Genomic DNA, 20,463 nt, shown 5'->3' on the forward strand with positions numbered 1-20,463 from the left:
TCCACGTCGACCCGCCCGTTCCCGGGAGCTTCGGGCGACGGCCCCGGCGAGATCGCCACGGCACCGAGCACCCCCGCCTGCCTGAGCGCAGGCCCAGGCCCGAGGCCGGTTGCTCAGGAGCGTGGCGTGACCAGCCCCGCGTCGTACGCCACGATCACCGCCTGGATGCGGTCGCGCGCGCCGACCTTGGCGAGCACCCGGCTGACGTGCTTCTTCACCGTGGACTCGGTGAGCTTCAGCCGCTCGGCGATCTCCGCATTGGTCCAGCCCCGGCCGATGGCGACCAGTACCTCGTGCTCGCGTCCGCTGAGCGAGGCGACGCGCGGGTCCGGGGCCGCGGTGGGCGGCGGGGCGACCTGATGGACGTAGGTGTCCAGCAGACGTCTGGTCAGGCTGGGGGCGACGACCGCGTCGCCCGTCGCGACGGCCTCGATGCCGGCGATGAGTTCCTCGGGGCGGGCGTCCTTGAGCAGGAAGCCGCTGGCTCCGGCGCGCAGCCCCGCGTAGGCGTACTCGTCGAGGTCGAAGGTGGTGACGATGAGGACGCGGGTGCGGCCACCGGCGGCGACGATACGGCGGGTGGCCTCGATGCCGTCCATGCCGGGCATGCGGACGTCCATCAGGACGACGTCGGGGCGCAGTTCGGCGGCCATGCGCACCGCCTCGGCGCCGTGTTCGGCCTCGCCGACCGGCGTCATGCCGGGCGTGCCGGTCAGCAGCATGCGGAAGCCGAGGCGCTGCAGGGGCTGGTCGTCGGCGATGAGGACGGTGGTCATGAGGCGCGCTCCCCGGGTTCGGGCTTGGCCGGGGCGTCGAGCAGGACGTCCACGACCCAGCCGCCGGTGCCGTCGCGCGGACCGATGGTGACGGTCCCGCCGTACATCGCGGCCCGCTGCCGGATGCCGACGACACCGTGTCCGGGCTCGGTCGCCGGGTGCGGTCCTTCTCCGTGCCGTGGCCCGCTGTCGGTCACCCGGACGTGGACTGCGCCGTTCTCCACGGCGACGGTCACCTCCGCCGCGGCTCCCGCGCCTGCGTGCTTGAGGGTGTTGGTGAGGGCTTCCTGGACGATGCGGTACACGGTCAGCTGCACGCCGTCGCCGAGCGCGGCCGGATCGCCGCCCGTCCGGTACGTCACCTTCAGCCCCGCCGCGCGGACGCGCGTGAGCAGTGCGTCCAGGTCTCCGATGCCGGGCAGCGGGCTGAGCGAGGCGTCCTCCGGCTGTTCCCGCAGGACGCCGAGGGTGCGGCGGAGCTCGCCCATGGCCTGCCGTCCGGTGTCGCCGATGAGGCGCAGGGCCTCGACGGGTTCCTGACCGCCGTGTACGGCGAGGGTGGCGGCGCCGTCGGCGAGGCCGACCATGACGGAGAGGTTGTGGCCGACGATGTCGTGCATCTCGCGGGCCACGCGGGAGCGTTCGGTGGCGGCCATGAGGCGCTCGCGCTGCTCCCGCTCGATCTCCAGCCGTTCGGCGCGGTCCTCCAGGGCCGCCATGTAGAGCCGGCGTGTACGGAAGGTCAGGCCCAGGGCCACCGCGGCGGTCGTGGTGCCCAGCAGGAAGAACAGGCCGACCAGCGGCCGGTCCACCGGGACCAGGACACAGACGGCCAGGGTCGTCTCCAGGACGATCAGTCCGGCCGCCCAGGCGAGCGTGCGCAGCGAGCCGCGCAACGCCAGGCTGTAGAGGGCGACCAGCAGACTGACGCCGGCCTGCTGCCAGATCCCCAGCGACCACTGGACCAGGGAGATCAGCGAGACCGCGAAGAAGGCGACGGCGGGCGCCCTGCGCCGCCACCACAGCGGCAGCACGAGGGCGATGGCGCCGACGGCCATCACCCAGGTCGGCACGTCGGACCCCTGCCGGGCGCCACCGAACGGGCCCTCGTCGCCGCCGGTGAACACGTCGGGCAGGCTGACGGCGGCCACGGCCAGGACCACGACCGTGTCGAACAGCCAGGGGTGCCGTCGGTCCAGGCCCTGCTGGCGCCGCTGTCCGCGCAGCAGCCGGCCCAGGACCGGGTGCGCCCACGCGGCGTCGAGCCCGGAGGACGGTGACACCGCCGTCTCCGGGCTCTGTTCCGCCTGCCGGGCTCTCATGCGTCCCATTGTCGGGTCTGCGTCGATCAGGCGTCGGTCCGCGCCAGCCGGTACGCCGCGCCGGCGAGCGTGAGCACGACCCACCCGACGAAGACCGCCAGGCCCGCCCCCGGGCTGAGGGAGTCCGCGGACTCGTGCAGGGCGTAGATCGCGCTGCCGGCGTTGCCCGGGAGGTAGGGCGTGATGGTGTCCTCCCAGGAGTCGGGCAGCAGTGTCGCCAGGCCGCTCAGGATGAGCAGTACGCCGACCAGGATGGCGATGCCTCCGGCGGTGGACCGCACCAGGGCGCCCAGGGCCACACCCCATACGGCCACCAGGCCGAGGTAGAGGCCGGCGCCCACGAGGCTGCGCAGCACACCGTCGTCGCCGAGGGACAGCGCGATCTTCTCGCCGTCCAGGCCCAGGCCGCCGAGCGCGAAGGCGGCCAGCGCGGCCACGGTGGTGACGACGAAGGCGACGGCCCCGAAGACGGCGCTCTTCGACCACAGCACCGGCAGTCGCCGGGGCACCGCGGCCAGGGTGGAGCGGATCATGCCGGTGCTGTACTCGCCGGCGGAGACCAGCACGCCGAGCACCCCGATCGCCAGCGAGGCGAAGGTCAGTCCGGTCAGGGCCAGGCTGACGGCGTCACTGGCACCGCCGCCCGGTCCGGGCGGACCGTCGCCCGCGACCGCGTCGGGGCTGTAGGTGGCGGAGGCGATCGCGCCGATGGCGATCAGCAGGAGCAGGGCGACGCCCAGGGTGATCCAACTGGAGCGCAGCGACCAGAACTTGGCCCACTCGGCGCGCAGGACTCGACGGCCGGTGACCTTGTAGGGAGGGCGTACGACGGAGAGGGTCGGGGCGGTCATCAGCCGGCCTTCCGGGCTGCCTCGGCCGGGGCGCTCTGGTACTCGACCTCGTCACGGGTGAGTTCCATGAACGCCTCCTCCAAGGAGACGGACTGGGGGGTGAGTTCGTACAGCGGCACTCCGTGCTGTGCGGCGATCAGGCCGATCTCGCGGGAGCCGCGTCCGGAGACCAGCAGTTCCTCCGTGGAGCTGGAGGAGATGACGACGTCCGGTCCGGCCAGCAGCGCCCGCAGCTTCACCGGCTCGGTGGTGGCGACCTTCACTCCCCCGCCCCCGGCCTCGCGGGTGAAGTCGTCGACCGTGGTGTCAGCGAGCAGCCGGCCCCGGCCGATGATCACCAGGTGGTCGGCGATCAGGGCGGTCTCGCTCATCAGGTGCGAGGAGAGCATCACGGCCCGGCCCTCGTCGGCCAGGCGGCGCAGCAGGTTGCGTACCCACAACACGCCTTCCGGGTCGAGGCCGTTGACGGGTTCGTCGAGCATGACGACGGCCGGGTCGCCGAGCAGGGCGGCGGCGATTCCGAGCCGCTGGCCCATGCCGAGGGAGAAGGCGCCGACGCGTTTTCCGGCCACGCTGGACAGCCCGGCCAGCTCGATGACCTCGTCGACCCGGCGGCGCGGGATGCCGTGGGTGTGGGCCAGCGCCATGAGGTGGCCGATGGCGGAGCGGCCCGGGTGGACCGACTTGGCCTCCAGCAGGGCGCCGATCTCCTGGAGCGGTGCGGAGTGCTCCGCGTAGCGGCGGCCGTTGACGGTGGCCGTGCCGCCGGTCGGCGCGTCCAGGCCGATGACCATGCGCATGGTCGTGGACTTTCCGGCGCCGTTGGGGCCGAGGAACCCGGTGACCTCGCCGGGCTTGACGGTGAAACTCAGTGAGTCGACGGCTGTCCTGTCCCCGTACCGCTTGGTCAGGTCGCGTACTTCGATCATCGGGCGTCGTCTTTCGCGTCGCACCGCCACGGCGGACCCGTGACGTCTCTCCCTCCTCACGCTAGGGGCGCCCTCGCACCCGTCCCTGGGCCCGCGGATGTCACTTCGCGGCGCCGTTGGTACCGCGGTACCAACGGCGGGTCAGCCTCCAGGATGACCTCGCCGGGACGCGCGGAATGCCTGGGCTGCACGGAACCGGCCGACCTGCGCGGAATCCTTTCTTCGGCGCGCGTGGCGTAAGTATGGTGATCTCGTGAAGGCACTCCTGTTGTCCGGTGGCTCAGGTATCCGTTCGCGCCCCATCACCCGTACGTCGGCCGAGCAGCCCGTGCCGGTCGCGGTCCGGATCTCGTCGTGACGAGCCCTTCCCTCTGCGCCCACCCTGGTGGGGCGACGCTTCCAGCTCTGTGCGAAAAGAGAGGTCCAGCCCGATGAGCTCCAGGATCCAGCCGACCGCCCAGGTCGACGAGACGGCCACGATCGGCGACGGGACGACGGTCTGGGACCTGGCCCAGATACGGGAGGACGCCCGGCTGGGCAGCGGATGCATCGTGGGCCGCGGAGCGTATGTCGGCCCGGGCGTGCGGATCGGCGACAACGTCAAGCTCCAGAACTACGCGCTGGTCTACGAGCCCGCGGTGCTCGCCGACGGCGTGTTCGTCGGCCCCGCGGCGGTCTTCACCAACGACTACTTCCCGCGCTCGGTGGACCCGGAGGGCCGGCTGAAGCGCGGCGGCGACTGGGAGGCCGTGGCGGTGGTGGTGGCCGAGGGGGCGTCGATCGGGGCCCGTTCGGTGTGTGTGGCGCCGGTGCACATCGGCCGCTGGGCGCTCGTGGCGGCGGGCGCCGTGGTGACCCGGGACGTGCCCGACTTCGCGCTCGTGGCCGGCGTTCCGGCGCGCCGCATCGGCTGGGTGGGCCGGGCGGGCGTACGACTGACCGAGCAGGAAGGCGAGTTGGGCGTGTGGGAGTGCCCCGAGACGGGCGAGCTGTACGACGAGAAGGACGGTGAGCTCGTGCCACGCGCATGACTCCCGTTTCCGTTGTTTCCCTAAAACCGCAAATCATCGAACATCTACAGGCATAACGTGTGTGCGATCTGTGCAGACCGAGCACAATAGGCACACGAACCAGTAGTGCCCAGGGGGGGTTACGGGGTGGGGACACCTATGCCTGCTGCCAGGAGCGACGACCACTCCGGCGCCTGACGTCCGCCTTCTTCCGCCGTATGGCCATCCGTGCCAGCGGCGATCCCAGTCTGCGCAAAACCGGACCCACAGGGGGGTTGGTGTGCCCAAAAGATGACCAACACACGTCTGGCGGCGCTCGGTCATGAGGAGCCGCCGCTGCTCTCACTCGCCCAACGACTGCTGTCGGTGGCCGAGTTGGGGCTCCCGCAGATGCTGCTCCCGGGTGGTGAAGCCTTCTCCTTCACCATGTCCGGGCGCAAAGCCTCCGACGGTTCCTGGACGTTGGACCGACGCGGGACCAGCACCCGGTACGCGGCCATCACCGCGCTGGGCGTCGAGTTCCTCCCCGAGGACCGTCAGCGCGCGGTGCTCGCGGGGCGTACCGCCCAGGAGTTCACGGGTCTGCTGATCGAGTCGCTGCCCGCGGTGACCAACCTCGGTGACGCGGCGCTCATCGCCTGGGCCGCCGCCGAGACCGGGCACCCCAAGCTGTCCGACGCCCTCGCGCGCGTCGAGGCCCTGGACGAGGACGGCCGGCCCCAGTACACCGTCGAGGCGGCATGGGTGCTGTCCGCGCTCGCGGCGGCGCGTGGCACGGTCGACGTGGAGAGACGTTTCACCGCCGCCCGTGACCGTCTGCTGCGGGCCCGCGTCGGCGACAGCCCGCTGTTCCCGCACGCCACCGGACCCGGCCTGGTGCCCTGGTACCGGGCCCATGTGGCCTGCTTCGCCGACCAGACGTATCCGCTCCAGGCCCTGGCCCGTGCCCACGCCAGCGACGACCAGGGCGGCGACCCGGAGGCGCTGGCCGCGTCCGAGGCGTGCGCGCGGCGCATCTGCGAGCTCCAGGGCGACGGCGGGCAGTGGTGGTGGCACTACGACGCGCGCACCGGCGGTGTCGTGGAGGGCTACCCGGTCTACAGCGTCCACCAGCACGCGATGGCCCCGACCGCACTGTTCGACCTCACCGACGCCGGCGGCGGCGACTTCGGTCCGGCGATCCGCAAGGGCCTGCGCTGGATGGCGGAGGTGCCCGAACTGGGCGCGGGACACGAGCCGTTGATCCTCGACGAGCTCGGCGCGACCTGGCGCAAGGTCTACCGGGGCGACCCGAAGAAGGCCGTACGCGCCGCCCGGGGCCTGGGCACCCGCCTCGCGCCGGGCCTGCGGCTGAAGTCCCTGGACCGGGTGTACCGCCCCCTGTCCGTGGACCGCGAATGCCGGCCGTACGAGTTCGGCTGGATGCTCTACGCCTGGCAGGGGGGCCGGATATGAGCGAGCGCCGGACCCTGTTCGGGGTCGAGCTGGACCCGCTGACCATGGACGAGACCGTGGAGCGCTGCCTGGACGCGGTCCGGGAGGGCCGTCAGCTGGAGATCGGGGTGGTCAACGCCGCGAAGCTGGTGAACATGCGGCGCGACCCGAGGCTCGCCGAGGCCGTGTCCGGGTGCGATCTCGTCGTCGCCGACGGACAGGCCGTGGTCTGGGCCGGCCGGGTGCTGCGCGCCCCGCTGCCGGAGCGGGTGGCCGGGATCGACCTGTTCCTGCGGCTGCTGGGCGAGGCGGAGTCGGCGGGCATGTCGGTGTACTTCCTGGGCGCCAAGCGGGAGGTGCTGGAGGAGATGCTGCGCCGGGTCGCCGACCGCTTCCCCGGTCTGAAGGTCGCCGGCAGCCGCAACGGCTACTTCGACGACTCCGAGCAGGCGGCCATCGCGGACGACATCGCGCACAGCGGCGCCCAGATGCTCTTCCTTGGCATGACCTCGCCGAAGAAGGAGATCTTCACCGCCACCTACGGCGCGCGCACCGGCGCCCGGGTCGTGCACGGGGTCGGTGGCTCCTTCGACATCCTGGCCGGGATCACCAAGCGGGCCCCCGCCGCCTGGCAGCGGATGGGCCTCGAATGGCTCTACCGCACGCTCCAGGAGCCGCGCCGCCTGGGCCGGCGCTATCTCACCACCAATGCTGCCTTCGTCCTGATGACGGCGCGCGAGTTCATCCGGCCCACCCCGCAGGCCGCTTCCGCGAACAGGAGTCACTGATGCGTGTCGTCGTGGTTGGACAGGGATACGTCGGCCTGCCGCTGGCCATCCGCGCCGCCGAGGTCGGACACGAGGTGATCGGCTACGACGTCGACGCCCGGCGGATCAAGAGCCTGGCCGCCGGTGAGTCCTTCGTCGAGGACGTCTCCTCCGAGCGGGTCCGCGCGGCGCTGGACAACGGCACCTACAGACCCAGCGAATCGGCCCGTGACTGCGGGGGGTTCGACGTCGCCGTGGTGACCGTGCCGACCCCGCTGCACGAGGGCACTCCCGACCTGCGGTACATCAAGGAGTCGGCGGTCGCCCTCGCCCGTTATCTGCGCCCCGGGGCCACCGTCGTCCTGGAGTCGACCACCTATCCCGGCACCACCCAGGAGCTGTTCGGCCCGCTCCTGGAGGACGGTTCGGGCCTGACCGCGGGCGCCGACTTCCACCTCGGCTACAGCCCCGAGCGCATCGACCCCGGCAACGCCGTCTGGGGCTTCCAGGAGACCCCGAAGGTCGTCTCCGGCGTCGACGCCGCCTCCCTCAAGGCCGTTCAGGACTTCTACGCCGAACTCGTCGACACCACCGTGCCGGTGAGCTCGCCCAAGGAGGCCGAACTCGCCAAGCTCCTGGAGAACACCTTCCGGCATGTGAACATCGCGCTCGTCAACGAGATCGCGATGTTCGCCCACCACCTGGACATCGACGTCTGGCAGGCCATCGAGGCCGCCTCCAGCAAGCCGTTCGGCTTCATGAAGTTCACGCCGGGACCGGGCGTCGGCGGACACTGCCTGCCGATCGACCCCTCCTACCTGTCCTGGCGGGTGCAGCGCGAACTCGGCCAGAGCTTCCGGTTCGTGGAGCTGGCCAACGACATCAACAACCACATGCCCGAGTACGTGGCGCGCCGCATCAGCGACCACTTCAACGCCCGGCGCCGTTCGGTGAACGGCTCGCGGATCCTGCTGCTCGGCCTGGCGTACAAGAAGAACACCGGTGACGCCCGGGAGTCGCCCGCCCTGCGCATCTCCCAGCTGCTGCTCGACATGGGGGCCCAGGTCAGGGCGGCGGACCCGCATGTCGTCGAGAGTCTGCCGGTGGACACCCGTCTGGTGCGGGTCGAGCCCACCCCGGAGGAACTGTCGGCCGCCGATGTGGTGGTCCTGCTCACCGACCATGACGGCTTCGACTACGAACTCGTCGCCGAACACGCTCCCTTCGTCCTGGACTGCCGCCGCCGGCTGCCGTCGGGACCCACGATCGAGGTGCTCTGAACCATGCCGCGCATCGTCTGCGTCGCCGGGGCCCGCCCCAACTACATGAAGATCAAACCGGTGATGGACGCCCTGGAACGCCGGGGCGCCGAGGTGGTCCTCGTCCACACCGGCCAGCACTACGACCCGGCCATGAACGACGTGTTCTTCGCCGACCTCGGCATCCGGCCGCCCGACCGCTTCCTCGGGGTCGGCTCCGGCAGCCACGCCGAGCAGACCGGCCGGGTGATGACCGCCTTCGAGCCGCTCCTGGACGAGGTGCGCCCGGACATCGTCGTGGTGGTCGGCGACATCAACTCCACGCTGGCCTGCGCCCTGGTCACCGCCAAGGCCGGGCCGCTGCTCGCCCATGTCGAGGCCGGTCTGCGCAGCCGTGACTGGGGCATGCCGGAGGAGGTCAACCGCGTCGCCACCGACCGCGTCAGCGACTACCTCCTGGCCCCCTCGCCGGACGCGGTCGACAACCTGCGCGCGGAGGGGTACCGGGAGGACCAGATCCACCTCGTCGGCAACGTCATGATCGACACGCTGCTGACCAACCTGGAGCGGGCCAGGGCCTCCGACATCCTCGATCGATACGGGCTGGCCAAGGGCGAGTTCGGCCTGGTGACCCTGCACCGCCCCGCCAACGTCGACGACCCCGAGGTCCTCGCCGGGCTCCTCAAAGCCCTCGGCGAGATCGCCGGCCGCTGCCCGCTCCTGCTGCCCGTGCACCCGAGGGCGGCCCAGCGGCTGGCCGAGATCGGTGTCCCCGGGGGCGTCAGGCTCGTACCGCCCGCCGGATACCTGGACTTCATCGCCCTCCAGGACTCCGCGCGTGTCGTGCTCACCGACTCGGGCGGGGTGCAGGAGGAGACCACCGCGCTGGGCGTGCCGTGTGTGACCCTGCGCGACAACACCGAGCGGCCCATCACCGTCGAGCAGGGCACCAACGCGCTGGCCGGGCGGGATCCGGCACGCATCGTGGCCACGGTGAACCGGGTCCTGGACGAGCCTCCCGCGCCGCGCCGGCCGGACCTGTGGGACGGCCGCGCGAGCGACCGCATCGCCGACGTACTGCTCACGGGAGGCACCGCCGGCACCCGCCCCAGACCCACTGATCAGCCGAGACCCGGTGACCCATCACTCCCCATATGATCCGCCTGAAACATAAGCTCGTCGAACATCTGGTCGCTAGGGGGGACCGTCATGGATCTCGCTGAGATCTTCCGGGTCATGCGCAGGCGTTGGTACATCCTGCTGCCCGGGCTGCTGCTGACCGTGGGGCTGACGGTCGCCGTGACGCTGGTGGTTCCCGTCACGTACCAGTCGCAGAGCACGGTGATCCTGCTCAACTCGGAGAAGGCCACCGTGGCCTACGACGGCAACCCGTTCCTGAGCACCCAGACCTCGCTCACCGGCATGGCCGACAGCCTGGCCCGCAATCTCAACTCCGACGACTCCGTACGGGAGCTCAAGTCCCGTGGCGCGCAAGGCACGTTCGAGGCCAAGCTCGCCGACAACGCCCAGGGGCCGCTGATGTGGCTGACCGTCACGGGCACGGACAAGCGTGCCGTGCTGGCCTCGGACAAGATCCTGACCGAGTACGCCGACGAGCGGCTGAAGCAGTTCCAGGAGGACCAGTCGGTCGCCCCGAAGGCCATGATCCGGCTGACCACGATCGTGTCCCCGCAGCCACCGGTCGCGCAGACCAAGACCCGGCTCGAGTACATGATCATGGCCGGGGGCCTGGGCCTGGTACTGAGCCTGGTCGCCGTCTTCTACGTGGAGGCGCGGCGCCGGTCGCACCCGCGGGACGTCGTGGAGCCGGCCGATGTCCCGGAGACGCCGGCCGCATCGCGCACGCCCTCCCCCGCTCCGGCGGCCGAGGAGTCGGCCACGGAACAGACCATCGCGCTGCGCACCCCGCCCGCCTGGGCACGGTCGGCCGGGAACCGACCTGCCGCGGAGACGAAAGCGGGGCGGTCCGCCGTCGTCATGGCACCCGCCGCCGAGCCGCTCGACGAGGAGTCGACCAGTGGACAGCGTTCGCACACCGGACAGCGGGACCGCTGAGCCGAGCGACACCCCCGCTCCGCCCGCTGCCCCCTCCCTCGGCAAGAAGGTCCGGTCGGCGGCCCGTTGGAGCCTGATCAACACCGTTGTCCTGCGTCTGGGCAACTTCGCGACCGGCATCGTGCTGGCACGCTTCGCCCTGGGCCCCGCGGAGTGGGGCGTGTACGGCATCGCCCAGACCGTGCTGCTGGTCCTGCTCTCCGCGAACGAGCTGGGAGTGAGCCTGGCCATCGTGCGCTGGGAGGGGGACCCCCGGCGGTTCGCGCCGACCGTGCTGACCCTCAGCACCCTCTCCAGCGGCCTGCTGTACGTGGCACTGTTCGCGGCGGCACCGACGGTGGCGGACCTGCTCGGCTCGCCGGACGCCACCGGCGTCCTGCGGGTGATGTGCCTGTGCGTGCTGATCGGCGGGATGGCGGCGGTGCCCGCCCAGTTCCTCACCCGTGACTTCGCCCAGGGCAAGCGGATGATCATCGACGGGCTCAACTTCGTGATCAGCACCTCGCTCACCCTGCTCCTGGCCTTCCAGGGCTGGGGCGCGATGAGCTTCGCCTGGGGAGCCGTGGCGGGCAACTTCGTGACGCTGATCGGCTGCTGCCTGGCCGCACCGGGCACCCTGAAGTACGGCTGGGACGCCGGGCAGGCCCGGGAACTCCTGAGGTTCGGGCTTCCGCTGGCAGGGGCGAGCCTTCTGGCCCTCGCGGTGGTCAACGTCGACACCATGGTGGTGGGCGCGACGCTGGGCAATGTGGCGCTGGGCTTCTACGTGCTCGCCTTCAACATCTCCGGCTGGCCGGTGCGGATCATCTCCGAGGCCGTGCGCCGGGTCTCCTTCGCCGGTTTCTCACGCCTCGCCGAGTCGCCCCAGGCGCTCGCCCACGGCTTCAGCCGTGCCCTGGGCGTGGTGGTCACCGCCACCGTCCCGCTCTGCGTCCTGCTGGCCGGCCTCGCGCGACCGGCCATCGAGCTGATCTACGGCGGCCACTGGGCGCCCGCCGCCGCGGCGCTGCCCTGGCTGATGGCCCTCGGTCTGATCCGTATCGGCAGCGAGCTCGCCTACGACTGTCTGATCGCGATCGGACAACGCCGCTCGCTCTTCATGGTGCAGGGACTGTGGCTGGTGACCCTGGTCCCGGTGCTCCTCGTCGGCGCCCGTCTGAACGGCATCGTCGGCGCCGCCCAGGCCCATGTCCTGGTCGGCGGCGGCATCGTGGTGCCCGTGTTCCTGTTCGCCCTGAGCCGTGGTGGCGTCGGTGTCGGCCTGATCGCCAGGGCGTGCGCGTGGCCCTTCCTCGGCGGGGCCGTGATGACCGCGATCATCCTCGGCCTGGAGCACTCGTTCGGCGACGGTCCGTTCGCGCTGCTCGCCCTCAGCACGCTCGCCCTGGCCGGCTACACGCTGTGCGTCCTGCCCAGCCGCGACTTCCTGCGCGGCGGCGGCGACCGGCCCCCGCGCGGCCGCCACCGGTCCACCGCACCGGTCGGCCCACCCGACAGGACTTGAGGTGAACCCGATGTCACGGCGCATCAGCCGTACCTCGCTCACGGGACTGCTGTTCGCGGCCTTGGTGGCCGTCTTGTGCGCGGCCTGCTCGGGCTCGGAGCGGGCCTCGTCGTCGAAGTGCCCCGGGGACGGGCCGAGTTGCCGTGCGAGCGGGTCCCCGGCGGTGTCGCCGAGCACCGCGGCGTCGACCGCGGTCGGCGAGGCGACGGACCGCCCCGCCGCCTCGCCCTCCCCCTCGGCCTCGGCCTCGCCGACGAAGAAGCCCACCGCGAGCGCGAGCGCGTCCGGTGCCCCCGCGTCCAGGGTCAACTGCGCCTCGCCGGGCGCCTGCGGATTCCCCGACGCGGACAGCACCGGTCCGCGGATCCCTCTCAAGCCCAAGAAGACCGGGTACTGGGCGATCCGTACGGACGGGCTCGTCATCCGGGGCCAGGACATCACCGGCTCGCTCGACATCTACGCGAACAACGTCACCGTCATCGACAGCAAGATCACCTCGGACAGCTGGTGGGGCATCAACCTGCGCCCCGGGTTCAGCGGTCTGAAGGTCCTGCACTCGGAGATCACGGCCGTCCCCGGCAAGGGGCCCGACAACGGCGGTGTGGACTACGCCGTGTCGAACATGGGAGGCAGCTCCATCGAGGTCGGCTGGTGCGACGTCTCGGTGTTCGGCGACGCCCTCTCCATGGGACAGGGCAATCTGCACGACAACTACGTGCACGACATCGAGCCGTTCATCAACCTCGGCGGCGAGTGGCAGCACACCAACGCGGTGATCAGCGGCGGCGGCAACACCGGCCATCTGATCATCCGCCACAACACCCTGCTCAACGAGACCAGCCTCAAACAGGGCGCCTCCGGAAGCATCGGCCTGTTCGCGGACACCGGGGTGGTCCGCAACGTCACCGTGGACGACAACTGGATCGCCGGCGGCGCGTACGCCCTGTACGGCGGTTCCACGGGCGCCACCGGGATCAAGGTCACCGACAACATCTTCTCGACCGAATACCACCCCGCCTCCGGCGGATACGGCGTGGTCGCGCACTGGAACCACGGCGGCGCCGGAAACGTGTGGCGCGACAACCGGCTGTCCGACGGCCGCCTGGTCCAGCCGGAGCCCGCCTCGTGAGCGGCGTCGCGCGCCGTCTCGCGCGGGCGCCCTGGACGCTGCTGAAGGCGGTGTTCGGCTGGCTGGTGCTCTTCGAGGCGAGGAACAAGGTCCTGCTGGCCCCCTCCGCGATGCGGCTGCGCCGGACCGAGGACGCCGAGACCCGACGGCTGGCCGCCGCCCTGGCGACACCGCCCACGGCGCTGGTCGCCACGGTCATCGCCACCCACCGACGCCCCGAGGCGCTGCGTGCCGCGGTGCGCTCGGCCCTGGACCAGACCGTGCGCGACCAGGTCGTGATCGTGGTCGACGACGGCGCGGGACTGCCCGAACTCCCCGACGACCCGAGGCTGTTCGCCGTCTCCCTGGCCCACAACACCGGAGTCGCGGGCGTCGTGCGCAACGTGGGCATCCGCCTCACCCGCTCCCGGTACGTGGCGTTCCTGGACGACGACAACCTGTGGGAACCCGACCATCTGGAAAGGGCGTTGGCGGCCCTGGACTCCCCCGGCGGGCCCGACGGCGTCTACACGGCACTGCGCCGCGTCCTGCCCGACGGCACCGAGAGCGACGTCCTGTCGGTGCCCTACGACCGGCGCCGCGCCGCCCGCGAGGCCTTCCTGGACACCAACGCCTTCGTCGCCCGCCGCAATCGCTCCCTGCACTTCAGCCGGCTGCGCCGCACACCCGAGGTGCTGCCCCGTGAGGACTGGGAGTTGATCCGCCGGTACGGCCGCCGGCATCGGGTGCTGCATGTGCCGTATCCGACCGTCCGGTACCTGATGAACCCCGCCAGCTTCTACACGCAGTGGCGTCAGCCCCGCTGACGCTCCCACCATCCGCTCCGACCACAGGTGGTTGATCCGATGCCCCGATCCCGGGCCCTCAGAAACAAGTTCGTCGACGCGCCCGGCTCCCTGGGCGAACGCATGCGCGTCGCCCGCTGGGAGCGGTTCCGACGCTGCTTCCCCGGAATCGAGAACATGAGCGTCGTGGACCTGGGCGGCACGGCCGAGATGTGGCTGCGCGCACCCGTGCGCGCCAAGCACGTCCACCTGATCAACCTGGAGGAGCATCCCTCCGACGTGCCCGACTGGATCACCACCGAGGTCGCCGACGTCACCGACCCGGAGGTCGCCGCCGAACTGAGCGCCAAGGGCGGCTACGACCTGGTGTTCTCCAACTCGACCATCGAGCACGTCGGCGGCCACAGCCAGCGGCAGAAGTTCGTCGCCGCCGTAGAGCAACTGGCCCCGCGGCACTGGATCCAGACCCCCTACCGCTACTTCCCCGTCGAGCCGCACTTCGTGGCACCCGGCTTCCAGTTCCTGCCGCTGGCCGCCAGAGCCCGTCTGGTGCGGCGCTGGCCGCTGGTGCACAGCCGCCCCGACAGCCCGGAGTCGGCGATGAACGCGGTGATCAACATCGAGCTGCTGACCCGCACCGAGATGCGCTACCTGTTCCCCGACTCGGTGCTCCTCAGCGAGCGGGTGCTCGGTGCCCCGAAGTCCCTCATCGCCGTACGAAGGGAGCGCTGATGCTGAACAACCTCATCAACAGACATGACGCCGACCGGCTGTTGCGCAAGGTGCGGAAGCTGGACCTGGACCCGGTGCTGGCCAAACTCCGGGTGCGCGGCGGCGCGCGCGTGGTCCAGCACTGGTCACAGGTCGACCCGTCGCTGACCGAGTGGTGGGCGATCCCTGCGGTCATCAGGCGGTGGAACCTGCTGATGACCGGCGACGCGGACACGTCCTTTCCCCAGTACGTGGCCGCCAAGCACTTCGCGCCGCGCACCGATCTGCGCGGCCTCTCGCTCGGGTGCGGCACCGGCGGCAACGAGCTGCTCTGGGCGAAGACCGGCGCGTTCTCCCTCCTGGAGGGCGTGGACGTGGCCCAGCAGCGGATCGACTTCGCGACTCGGACCGCGGCCGAGGAGGGCCTCTCCGATGTGCTGCGCTTCCGGGTCACGGACGTCAACCGGATGGCGGCCGACGGGGAGCGCTTCGACGTACTGCTGGGTCTCCAGTCGCTGCACCACTTCGACAACCTCGACGAGACGCTGCCGCGGCTGTCCCGGCTGATCGAGCCCGACGGGACGTTCGTGGTCGACGAGTTCGTCGGGCCGACCCGGTTCCAGTGGACCGACGCCCAACTGGATGCGGCGAACGCGCTGTTGGCCCTGCTGCCCGAGGAGCGGCGGCGACTGGCGGACGGGCGGATCAAGCGGCGGGTGGTGCGGCCGAGCAGGTTGTCGATGGTGCTGGACGATCCCTCCGAGGCGGTGGACGCGGCGGCGTTGCTGCCGGGGTTGCGGCGTGAGTTCGAGGTTGTCGAGGAGCGGCCGTACGGGGGGACGGTGTTGCACATCGCGTTCTCGGGGATCGCGCACAACTTCCGTGATCAGGAGCCGGAGACGTTGGCGTTGCTGGAGCGGTGTTTCGCTGCGGAGGATGCTGTGCTGCCGGAGGTGGGGCACGACTTCGTTGCCATGGTGTGCCGGCCGCGGAGTGTCGACTAAGGGGGTGCCGCGATCTGCCCGCTGTCGGCTGCGGGACCGTCGTGGCTGGTCGCGCAGTTCCCCGCGCCCCTTTGGGGCGCCTCAGGGGCCCGGCGTCTTGCGCAGGGCACCCGGCCTCGCCAGAGCTGCCGCCGCCGCTCGGCTTGCCTTGCGGCCCAGTGCTGCGCGTGACGTTTCGCGGAGCAGGACCGCTGCCCGGAAGGCTGCGGTGGCCAAGGCGCCGTGGCGCCGGCGGTACAAGCGGACCCGGTTGAGGGTGAGGAGGGTCCACAGGCGGGGGGACACCTGGGAGTCGCCTCCCAGGTGGACGGCCTCGGCCACCGGTTCCAGCTGGGTGGCGTAGCCCTTGTCCCGTGCCCGTAGGCAGTACTCCGTCTCCTCCGAGTAGAGGAAGAAGGACTCGTCCCACGGGCCGCACGCCGTCAGGCAGTCCGCCGATATCGCCATGAGCGCGCCGGTCGCCCAGTCCGCTCGGGTGGGGTGCCGGTAGGCGGCGGGGTCGGTGACGAGTTCGCTCAGGGCCGGGAAGCGGCCGGCCCGGGTGTTGCCGATCACGGCCTCGCCGAGGGCACGGAGCACGGTGGACTCGCGGCGCAGTGAGCGGTGGGGTGTGTCGCTGCCCTCTTCGTACAGAAGGGGTACGGCGATGCCGACGCCGTCGCCGAGGCTGTCGACGAGCAGCTTGGCGCAGCCCTGGCGCATCCGGATGTCGGGATTGCAGATCACGACGGCGCTGTACTCGCCGGCCGCGCCCAGCGCGGCGTTGATGCCGGCCGCGTACCCGGCGTTGCGGCCGGTCTGGACGATGGTGGTGTCCGGCGCCAGCTCCCGCAGCACGTCGACGGTGTCGTCGGCGGAGTCGTTGTCGGCGACGACCAGCCGCCAGTCGAGTCCTGCCATGCCCTCGGGAAGCGCGGCGAGGAACCCGGGGAGCACCGAGGCGCTGTTCCAGGTGACGGCGAGGACGGCGACGGGGCTCATCGGGACTCCACGAGTTCAGGGAGCTGGGCTTCGGACGGCTTACGGGAGACGGGGACCTCGGCCGCCGCCGCGGCAGCCGCGGCCTCACGGCGGACGAAGCCGAGGTAGCTGCCGCCGGCCCCCAGGGTTAGGAAGAACATCCCGGCGTACATGGGGAAGCTGAGCGCGTCGAAGGTGGCGCTGATGACCAGCGCGACCAGCGCCGAGGCGAGGAAGGCCTGCCCGAGTTCGCGGTCCGAGTCGGTGCGGGCGAGACGGCGGATGGTGCCGCCGGTGTGGATGCCGGTGACGAACAGGGCGAGCAGCGCGACCAGCCCCACGATGCCCATCTCGGCCAGGGTCAGCATGTACTGGTTGTCCGTGAAGAAGTACAGGTCGGGTGTGAAGGTGCCGAATCCCCTTCCGAACCAGGGGTGTTCGTCGAGGTAGGGGACGATCGCGCTGTACTTCACGGTGCGCGCCTGGGTGCTGCTGTCGGAGCCGGACAGGAAGCTCGCGAACAGGTTGGTGATGGTGCCGATCAGCCCGGGGATGATCACCTTGAAGCCGGCCACCGACCCCAGGATGATGCCGATCGCGGCCCAGCGCCGCTGCGGCTTCCAGCGGGGCACCATCACCAGGATCACGATGAGCGCGCCGATGATGGACGTCCGGGAGACCGTCAGCGGCAGCGCGCCCGCCATGATCGCCACCGGCGCCCAGCGGCGCAGCGCACCGGCGTGCCGGCGTACCGGATCGAAGGCCTGGTGGACGGCGAAGGGGACGAGGATGGCCAGCATGCCGCCGAACTCCAGCGGATGGGCCGTGGTGGAGCGCGGCCGGGTGAACGAACCGCGGTCCATGGCGCTGATCCCGGCGGTGCTGGACTGGAGGCCGGGGATGCGGATGGAGTCGGCGATGTTGGTCGCGGCGAAGAAGTCGTAGTAGCCGATGAGGGCGACCACCGTGCCCAGGACGACGAGCCGGCGCATCAGGGTCTCCAGCCGGTCGCGCTCCTGGATGCCGGCCGAGGCCAGCACCACCAGCGCCACCCAGACCCCGAGCCCGATGAGCCCGCGGTCGGCGCCGAGGACCTCCTCGTGCGTGCTGTCGCGGGTCGCATCGGCGACGTAGGACAGCAGCACCGCCACGGCGAGCAGGCACATCGCCACGCGCGGCAGCCTGGTGCCCTCGGCGGGGCGGATCCGGCCGCCGAGCCAGGTCGCGAGGTACCAGAGGAGTCCCAGCAGGGCGAAGACGTTGGCGGGGGTGCCGACGCCGCCCAGCGCGGGCAGGGTGAGGTTCGAGGGGACGAAGAAGGCCAGCGCGAGATAGCCGGTGAGGATCGTCGTGGCGTCCAGTCGCCGGGTCAGCAGGCCCCTGGGCGCCCGCTCGGGGGGCTTGGCGCGATGGCGGCGGGGGATGTATCCGTCCCGGGCGCGTCCGCGGCGGCGGACCACCGCGACGCCCTCGGCCAGGATGGACAGCAGGAACGCGCTGACGACGCCGACGATGACGACCGACGCGATGTTCTGGTACCGGGCCTTCGGCTGCGAGACCGGTGTCTGGGGCAGCACGACCGGCGCGGCCTGCACGAGGTACCCCCTGGGCACCTTGGACGCCGCTTGCAGGGCCTTCAGCTGCTCCCCGGTGAACTCGGTGAGGGTGGTGGTCTCCTCCAGCACCTTCTCCCGGTCGGTCCCGGTGACGCTCAGGGTGAGCAGCGGGCTGTCGGCGGCCGGCGCGAATCCGACCGTGTACCGGTCCGTGACGCCCCGGGAGTGCAGTTCCTTGGCCGACTCGCTCGACTGGAGCGTCCTGATCAGCACGTCGGCCGTGACGACGAGTGAACCGCCCGCGTTCGAGATGGGGTTGCCGAAGGTCGGCGCCAACTCGGCGACCGCCGTGGAGTCCAGGAGCGTGACGGAGCTCTGGGACTGGTAGGAGACCGGGACGGTCCGGTACAGATAGCCGCCCGCGAGAAGGCTGAGCAGGGTGAGGGGCACCATGAAGTACCAGCGCCTGCACATGATCGCCCAGATGTCGCCCAGGCTCATGAGAACTCTCCCCGGTGTGATTCGGTGGCGGCCCGCCCCGGCGCCTGCGAGGATCGAGGCCGACGGAAGGAATCCCTGTGTCGCCTCGTGACGTCGCCGAAGCGCTGCTCCGCCGCTGGTACGTACTGTTGCTCGCGCTCCTGCTGACGGCTGCCGGAGCCTATCCGGTGCTCCGGCCCACCCCGCAGTACCTGAGCTCGGCGGTGGTCGTCCTCAAGCCGCCGGCGACCGGCAACCAGCCCAACCAGCTGACCAATCTCCAGCCGCCGCTCGCCACGCTCTCGTACGGCGTCATCCAGCAGCTCGAATCGCCCGCCGGGCGCGCGGAGTTGGCTTCCGCCGGGGTCCATGGCAGGTACCAGCTGATCCCGCGCAACAGCGGCACCAGCGCGACACCCCGCTATCTGATCCCCTCGGTGCAGGTGCAGGCGCGCGGGGGCGATCCCGCCGCGGCCGACACCTCGGTCCGCCGGATCATCGACGTCTACGCCCGGCATGTGGCGGACGTCCAGGAGGCGCAGGGGATCGCGCCGGAGTCGCGGATCAACGCGTCCGTCCTGGTCACGCCGAGCGCCGCGCAGGTGCAGGGCACCAAGAGCCGCGCGCTGGCCGGTACGGCACTTCTGGGCGGGCTCGCGGGGATCGTCGGCGCGCTGTGGTGCGACCGGTACGCGCTGCGTCGCAGGTCCAGGAAGCAGTCCTCCCCGAACCCGGACCCGCTCCCCCAGGTCGGCGGGGTGCCGGTGGCGGGCTGAGCCACGGAGCTTCCCGCCCGGACGGCCCGTCACGGGCCTCGGGTCGAGCATGGGCGTCATCAGAGACCGCGGCGCTTCCACGACTCCCACCACAGCCACTCCCGCCCGCGCTCGGCCACGGCCGACCACACGAGCGGTTGCAGATACGGCATCGCCTTCGCTCCGATCCGCTGTCTGAGCCGTAGCGCGCGGTATTCGGGCAGCGCCGCGTACCCGGGCAGGCACTCCTCGGCGAACGCCACCAGGTCGTCGACCGGGACGACGTCGGTGCGCCCCCGGTCGTAGGCGCGGTAGGCGCGGCGCAGCGCGAAGCGGGCGAGGCGGGTGTGCACGGCGCCGGCGAGCCGGTCGGCCTGTGGCAGCAGGTCGGAGCACTTGTCGAGCACGGAGTCGTACGCCACCAGGCGCTGGCGGAGGTCGTCGAGCTGGCCGCCGAAGTCGGTGGTGGACATGTTGTTGCCGTGGACGCGGTAGAAGGCCTGGTCGGCGCCGCGTACATAGCCGACGTCGGCGCGGGCGGCGAGCCGCATCCACATCTCGATGTCACCGGCGTGCGGAAGCGCGGGGTCGTAGCCCCCCACCTCGCGCTGGAGGCTGGTGCGGACCACGACCTCGGGCGAGGTGATGCAGCCGGTGCCCTCGCGGAAGCGGCGCTCCAGCCACCAGTGCCCGGGGTAGACGACCGAACCGGTGCCGCCGGTACGGGCCTTGGGCAGCGGGCCGCCGTGCTGGAAGCGCAGGGGACGGCCGTAGGCGAACCCCGCCTCCGGATGGGCGTCCAGGAGCGCGGCGGCGCGTACCAGGGCGCCGGGGACCAGACGGTCGTCGGCGGAGAGCAGTGCCACGTAGTCACCGTCGGCCCATTCGAGGAGGCCCTCGTTGTAGGTGGCGATGTGGCCCTTGTTGGTCTCGTGGACGCGGACCTCGATGCGCGGGTCGGAGGCCGCCAGCTTGCGGGCGGTCTCCGCCGAGTCGTCGGGCGAGGCGTCGTCGATGATGAGGACCCGGACGTCGACGCCGTCCTGCTCGTCCAGGACGCTGCTGACGCAGTCGGCGAGGAAGTCGCCGTACTTGTAGCAGGGGATCACGACACTGACGGTGGACATCGGTGATGAGGCCAATCCCCGGTGCCGG

The 20,463-nt window shown here is 71.3% G+C and carries 19 protein-coding genes; 12 read left to right on the plus strand and 7 right to left on the minus strand.

The features are described 5' to 3' along the window. Positions 1–113: 113 nt before the first annotated feature. From ACFY0U_RS23400 to ACFY0U_RS23415, 4 genes are read right to left on the minus strand one after another with little or no spacing between them, the layout of a single operon-like run. Positions 114–776, minus strand: coding sequence for a response regulator (locus ACFY0U_RS23400; protein ID WP_388638766.1), 663 nt, complete (start codon positions 774–776; stop codon positions 114–116). After that, positions 773–2,098, minus strand: coding sequence for a sensor histidine kinase (locus ACFY0U_RS23405; RefSeq protein ID WP_388638768.1), 1,326 nt, complete (start codon positions 2,096–2,098; stop codon positions 773–775). Before ACFY0U_RS23405 ends, ACFY0U_RS23400 begins: the two co-directional genes overlap by 4 nt. Before the next feature lie 26 nt (positions 2,099–2,124). Continuing rightward, a complete protein-coding gene (locus ACFY0U_RS23410; protein WP_388638770.1) occupies positions 2,125–2,949 on the minus strand; it encodes an ABC transporter permease in 825 nt (274 codons plus the stop codon). Then, positions 2,949–3,878: an ABC transporter ATP-binding protein gene (locus ACFY0U_RS23415; RefSeq protein ID WP_388638771.1), complete on the minus strand. Its 930-nt coding sequence runs from the start codon at positions 3,876–3,878 to the stop codon at positions 2,949–2,951. Before ACFY0U_RS23415 ends, ACFY0U_RS23410 begins: the two co-directional genes overlap by 1 nt. Positions 3,879–4,309: 431 nt before the next feature. On the opposite strand from ACFY0U_RS23415, the gene ACFY0U_RS23420 reads away from it, so the two are divergent. From ACFY0U_RS23420 to ACFY0U_RS23470, 11 genes are all read left to right on the plus strand, one after another. Beyond that, the gene (locus ACFY0U_RS23420; protein WP_388638773.1) at positions 4,310–4,909 is read left to right on the plus strand and encodes an acyltransferase; all 600 of its coding nucleotides are present in this window, start codon (positions 4,310–4,312) and stop codon (positions 4,907–4,909) included. A 270-nt stretch (positions 4,910–5,179) separates the two neighbouring features. Further along, positions 5,180–6,343: a hypothetical protein gene (locus tag ACFY0U_RS23425; RefSeq protein ID WP_388638775.1), complete on the plus strand. Its 1,164-nt coding sequence runs from the start codon at positions 5,180–5,182 to the stop codon at positions 6,341–6,343. Beyond that, positions 6,340–7,110 (plus strand): WecB/TagA/CpsF family glycosyltransferase, encoded by a 771-nt coding sequence (locus ACFY0U_RS23430; RefSeq protein ID WP_388638777.1) that lies wholly within the window; start codon positions 6,340–6,342, stop codon positions 7,108–7,110. The genes ACFY0U_RS23425 and ACFY0U_RS23430 overlap by 4 nt, the downstream gene beginning before the upstream one ends. Next, positions 7,110–8,369 carry a nucleotide sugar dehydrogenase gene (locus ACFY0U_RS23435; RefSeq protein WP_388638779.1) on the plus strand — a complete coding sequence of 420 codons (1,260 nt, stop codon included), beginning with the start codon at positions 7,110–7,112 and terminating at the stop codon, positions 8,367–8,369. The genes ACFY0U_RS23430 and ACFY0U_RS23435 overlap by 1 nt, the downstream gene beginning before the upstream one ends. A gap of 3 nt (positions 8,370–8,372) precedes the next feature. Further along, complete coding sequence (gene wecB / locus ACFY0U_RS23440) at positions 8,373–9,506, plus strand: non-hydrolyzing UDP-N-acetylglucosamine 2-epimerase (protein WP_388638780.1); 1,134 nt, start codon at positions 8,373–8,375, stop codon at positions 9,504–9,506. A gap of 51 nt (positions 9,507–9,557) precedes the next feature. Continuing rightward, the gene (locus tag ACFY0U_RS23445) at positions 9,558–10,424 is read left to right on the plus strand and encodes a Wzz/FepE/Etk N-terminal domain-containing protein (RefSeq protein ID WP_388638782.1); all 867 of its coding nucleotides are present in this window, start codon (positions 9,558–9,560) and stop codon (positions 10,422–10,424) included. After that, entirely contained in the window at positions 10,387–11,928 is a 1,542-nt protein-coding gene (locus ACFY0U_RS23450) for an oligosaccharide flippase family protein (RefSeq protein ID WP_388638784.1), read from the plus strand. Before ACFY0U_RS23445 ends, ACFY0U_RS23450 begins: the two co-directional genes overlap by 38 nt. 10 nt (positions 11,929–11,938) lie before the next feature. Further along, positions 11,939–13,057 carry a hypothetical protein gene (locus ACFY0U_RS23455; RefSeq protein ID WP_388638786.1) on the plus strand — a complete coding sequence of 373 codons (1,119 nt, stop codon included), beginning with the start codon at positions 11,939–11,941 and terminating at the stop codon, positions 13,055–13,057. Next, positions 13,054–13,863 (plus strand): glycosyltransferase family 2 protein, encoded by an 810-nt coding sequence (locus ACFY0U_RS23460; protein ID WP_388638787.1) that lies wholly within the window; start codon positions 13,054–13,056, stop codon positions 13,861–13,863. Before ACFY0U_RS23455 ends, ACFY0U_RS23460 begins: the two co-directional genes overlap by 4 nt. 39 nt (positions 13,864–13,902) lie before the next feature. Beyond that, a complete protein-coding gene (locus ACFY0U_RS23465) occupies positions 13,903–14,574 on the plus strand; it encodes a class I SAM-dependent methyltransferase (protein ID WP_388638789.1) in 672 nt (223 codons plus the stop codon). Continuing rightward, a complete protein-coding gene (locus tag ACFY0U_RS23470) occupies positions 14,574–15,557 on the plus strand; it encodes a class I SAM-dependent methyltransferase (protein ID WP_388638791.1) in 984 nt (327 codons plus the stop codon). Before ACFY0U_RS23465 ends, ACFY0U_RS23470 begins: the two co-directional genes overlap by 1 nt. Before the next feature lie 81 nt (positions 15,558–15,638). Here ACFY0U_RS23470 and ACFY0U_RS23475 read toward each other — a convergent pair whose 3' ends face one another. Both ACFY0U_RS23475 and ACFY0U_RS23480 read right to left on the minus strand, forming a co-directional pair. Then, a complete protein-coding gene (locus ACFY0U_RS23475) occupies positions 15,639–16,538 on the minus strand; it encodes a glycosyltransferase family 2 protein (RefSeq protein WP_388638792.1) in 900 nt (299 codons plus the stop codon). After that, positions 16,535–18,574, minus strand: coding sequence for an O-antigen ligase family protein (locus ACFY0U_RS23480; protein WP_388638794.1), 2,040 nt, complete (start codon positions 18,572–18,574; stop codon positions 16,535–16,537). Before ACFY0U_RS23480 ends, ACFY0U_RS23475 begins: the two co-directional genes overlap by 4 nt. Before the next feature lie 77 nt (positions 18,575–18,651). Between ACFY0U_RS23480 and ACFY0U_RS23485 the strand changes: the two genes are divergently transcribed. Then, a complete protein-coding gene (locus ACFY0U_RS23485; RefSeq protein WP_388638795.1) occupies positions 18,652–19,329 on the plus strand; it encodes a hypothetical protein in 678 nt (225 codons plus the stop codon). A 59-nt stretch (positions 19,330–19,388) separates the two neighbouring features. Here ACFY0U_RS23485 and ACFY0U_RS23490 read toward each other — a convergent pair whose 3' ends face one another. Continuing rightward, a complete protein-coding gene (locus ACFY0U_RS23490; protein WP_388638797.1) occupies positions 19,389–20,435 on the minus strand; it encodes a glycosyltransferase family 2 protein in 1,047 nt (348 codons plus the stop codon). Positions 20,436–20,463: the final 28 nt, after the last annotated feature.

The organism is Streptomyces sp. NPDC001536 (assembly GCF_042894505.1).
Classification (GTDB): Bacteria; Actinomycetota; Actinomycetes; order Streptomycetales; family Streptomycetaceae; genus Streptomyces.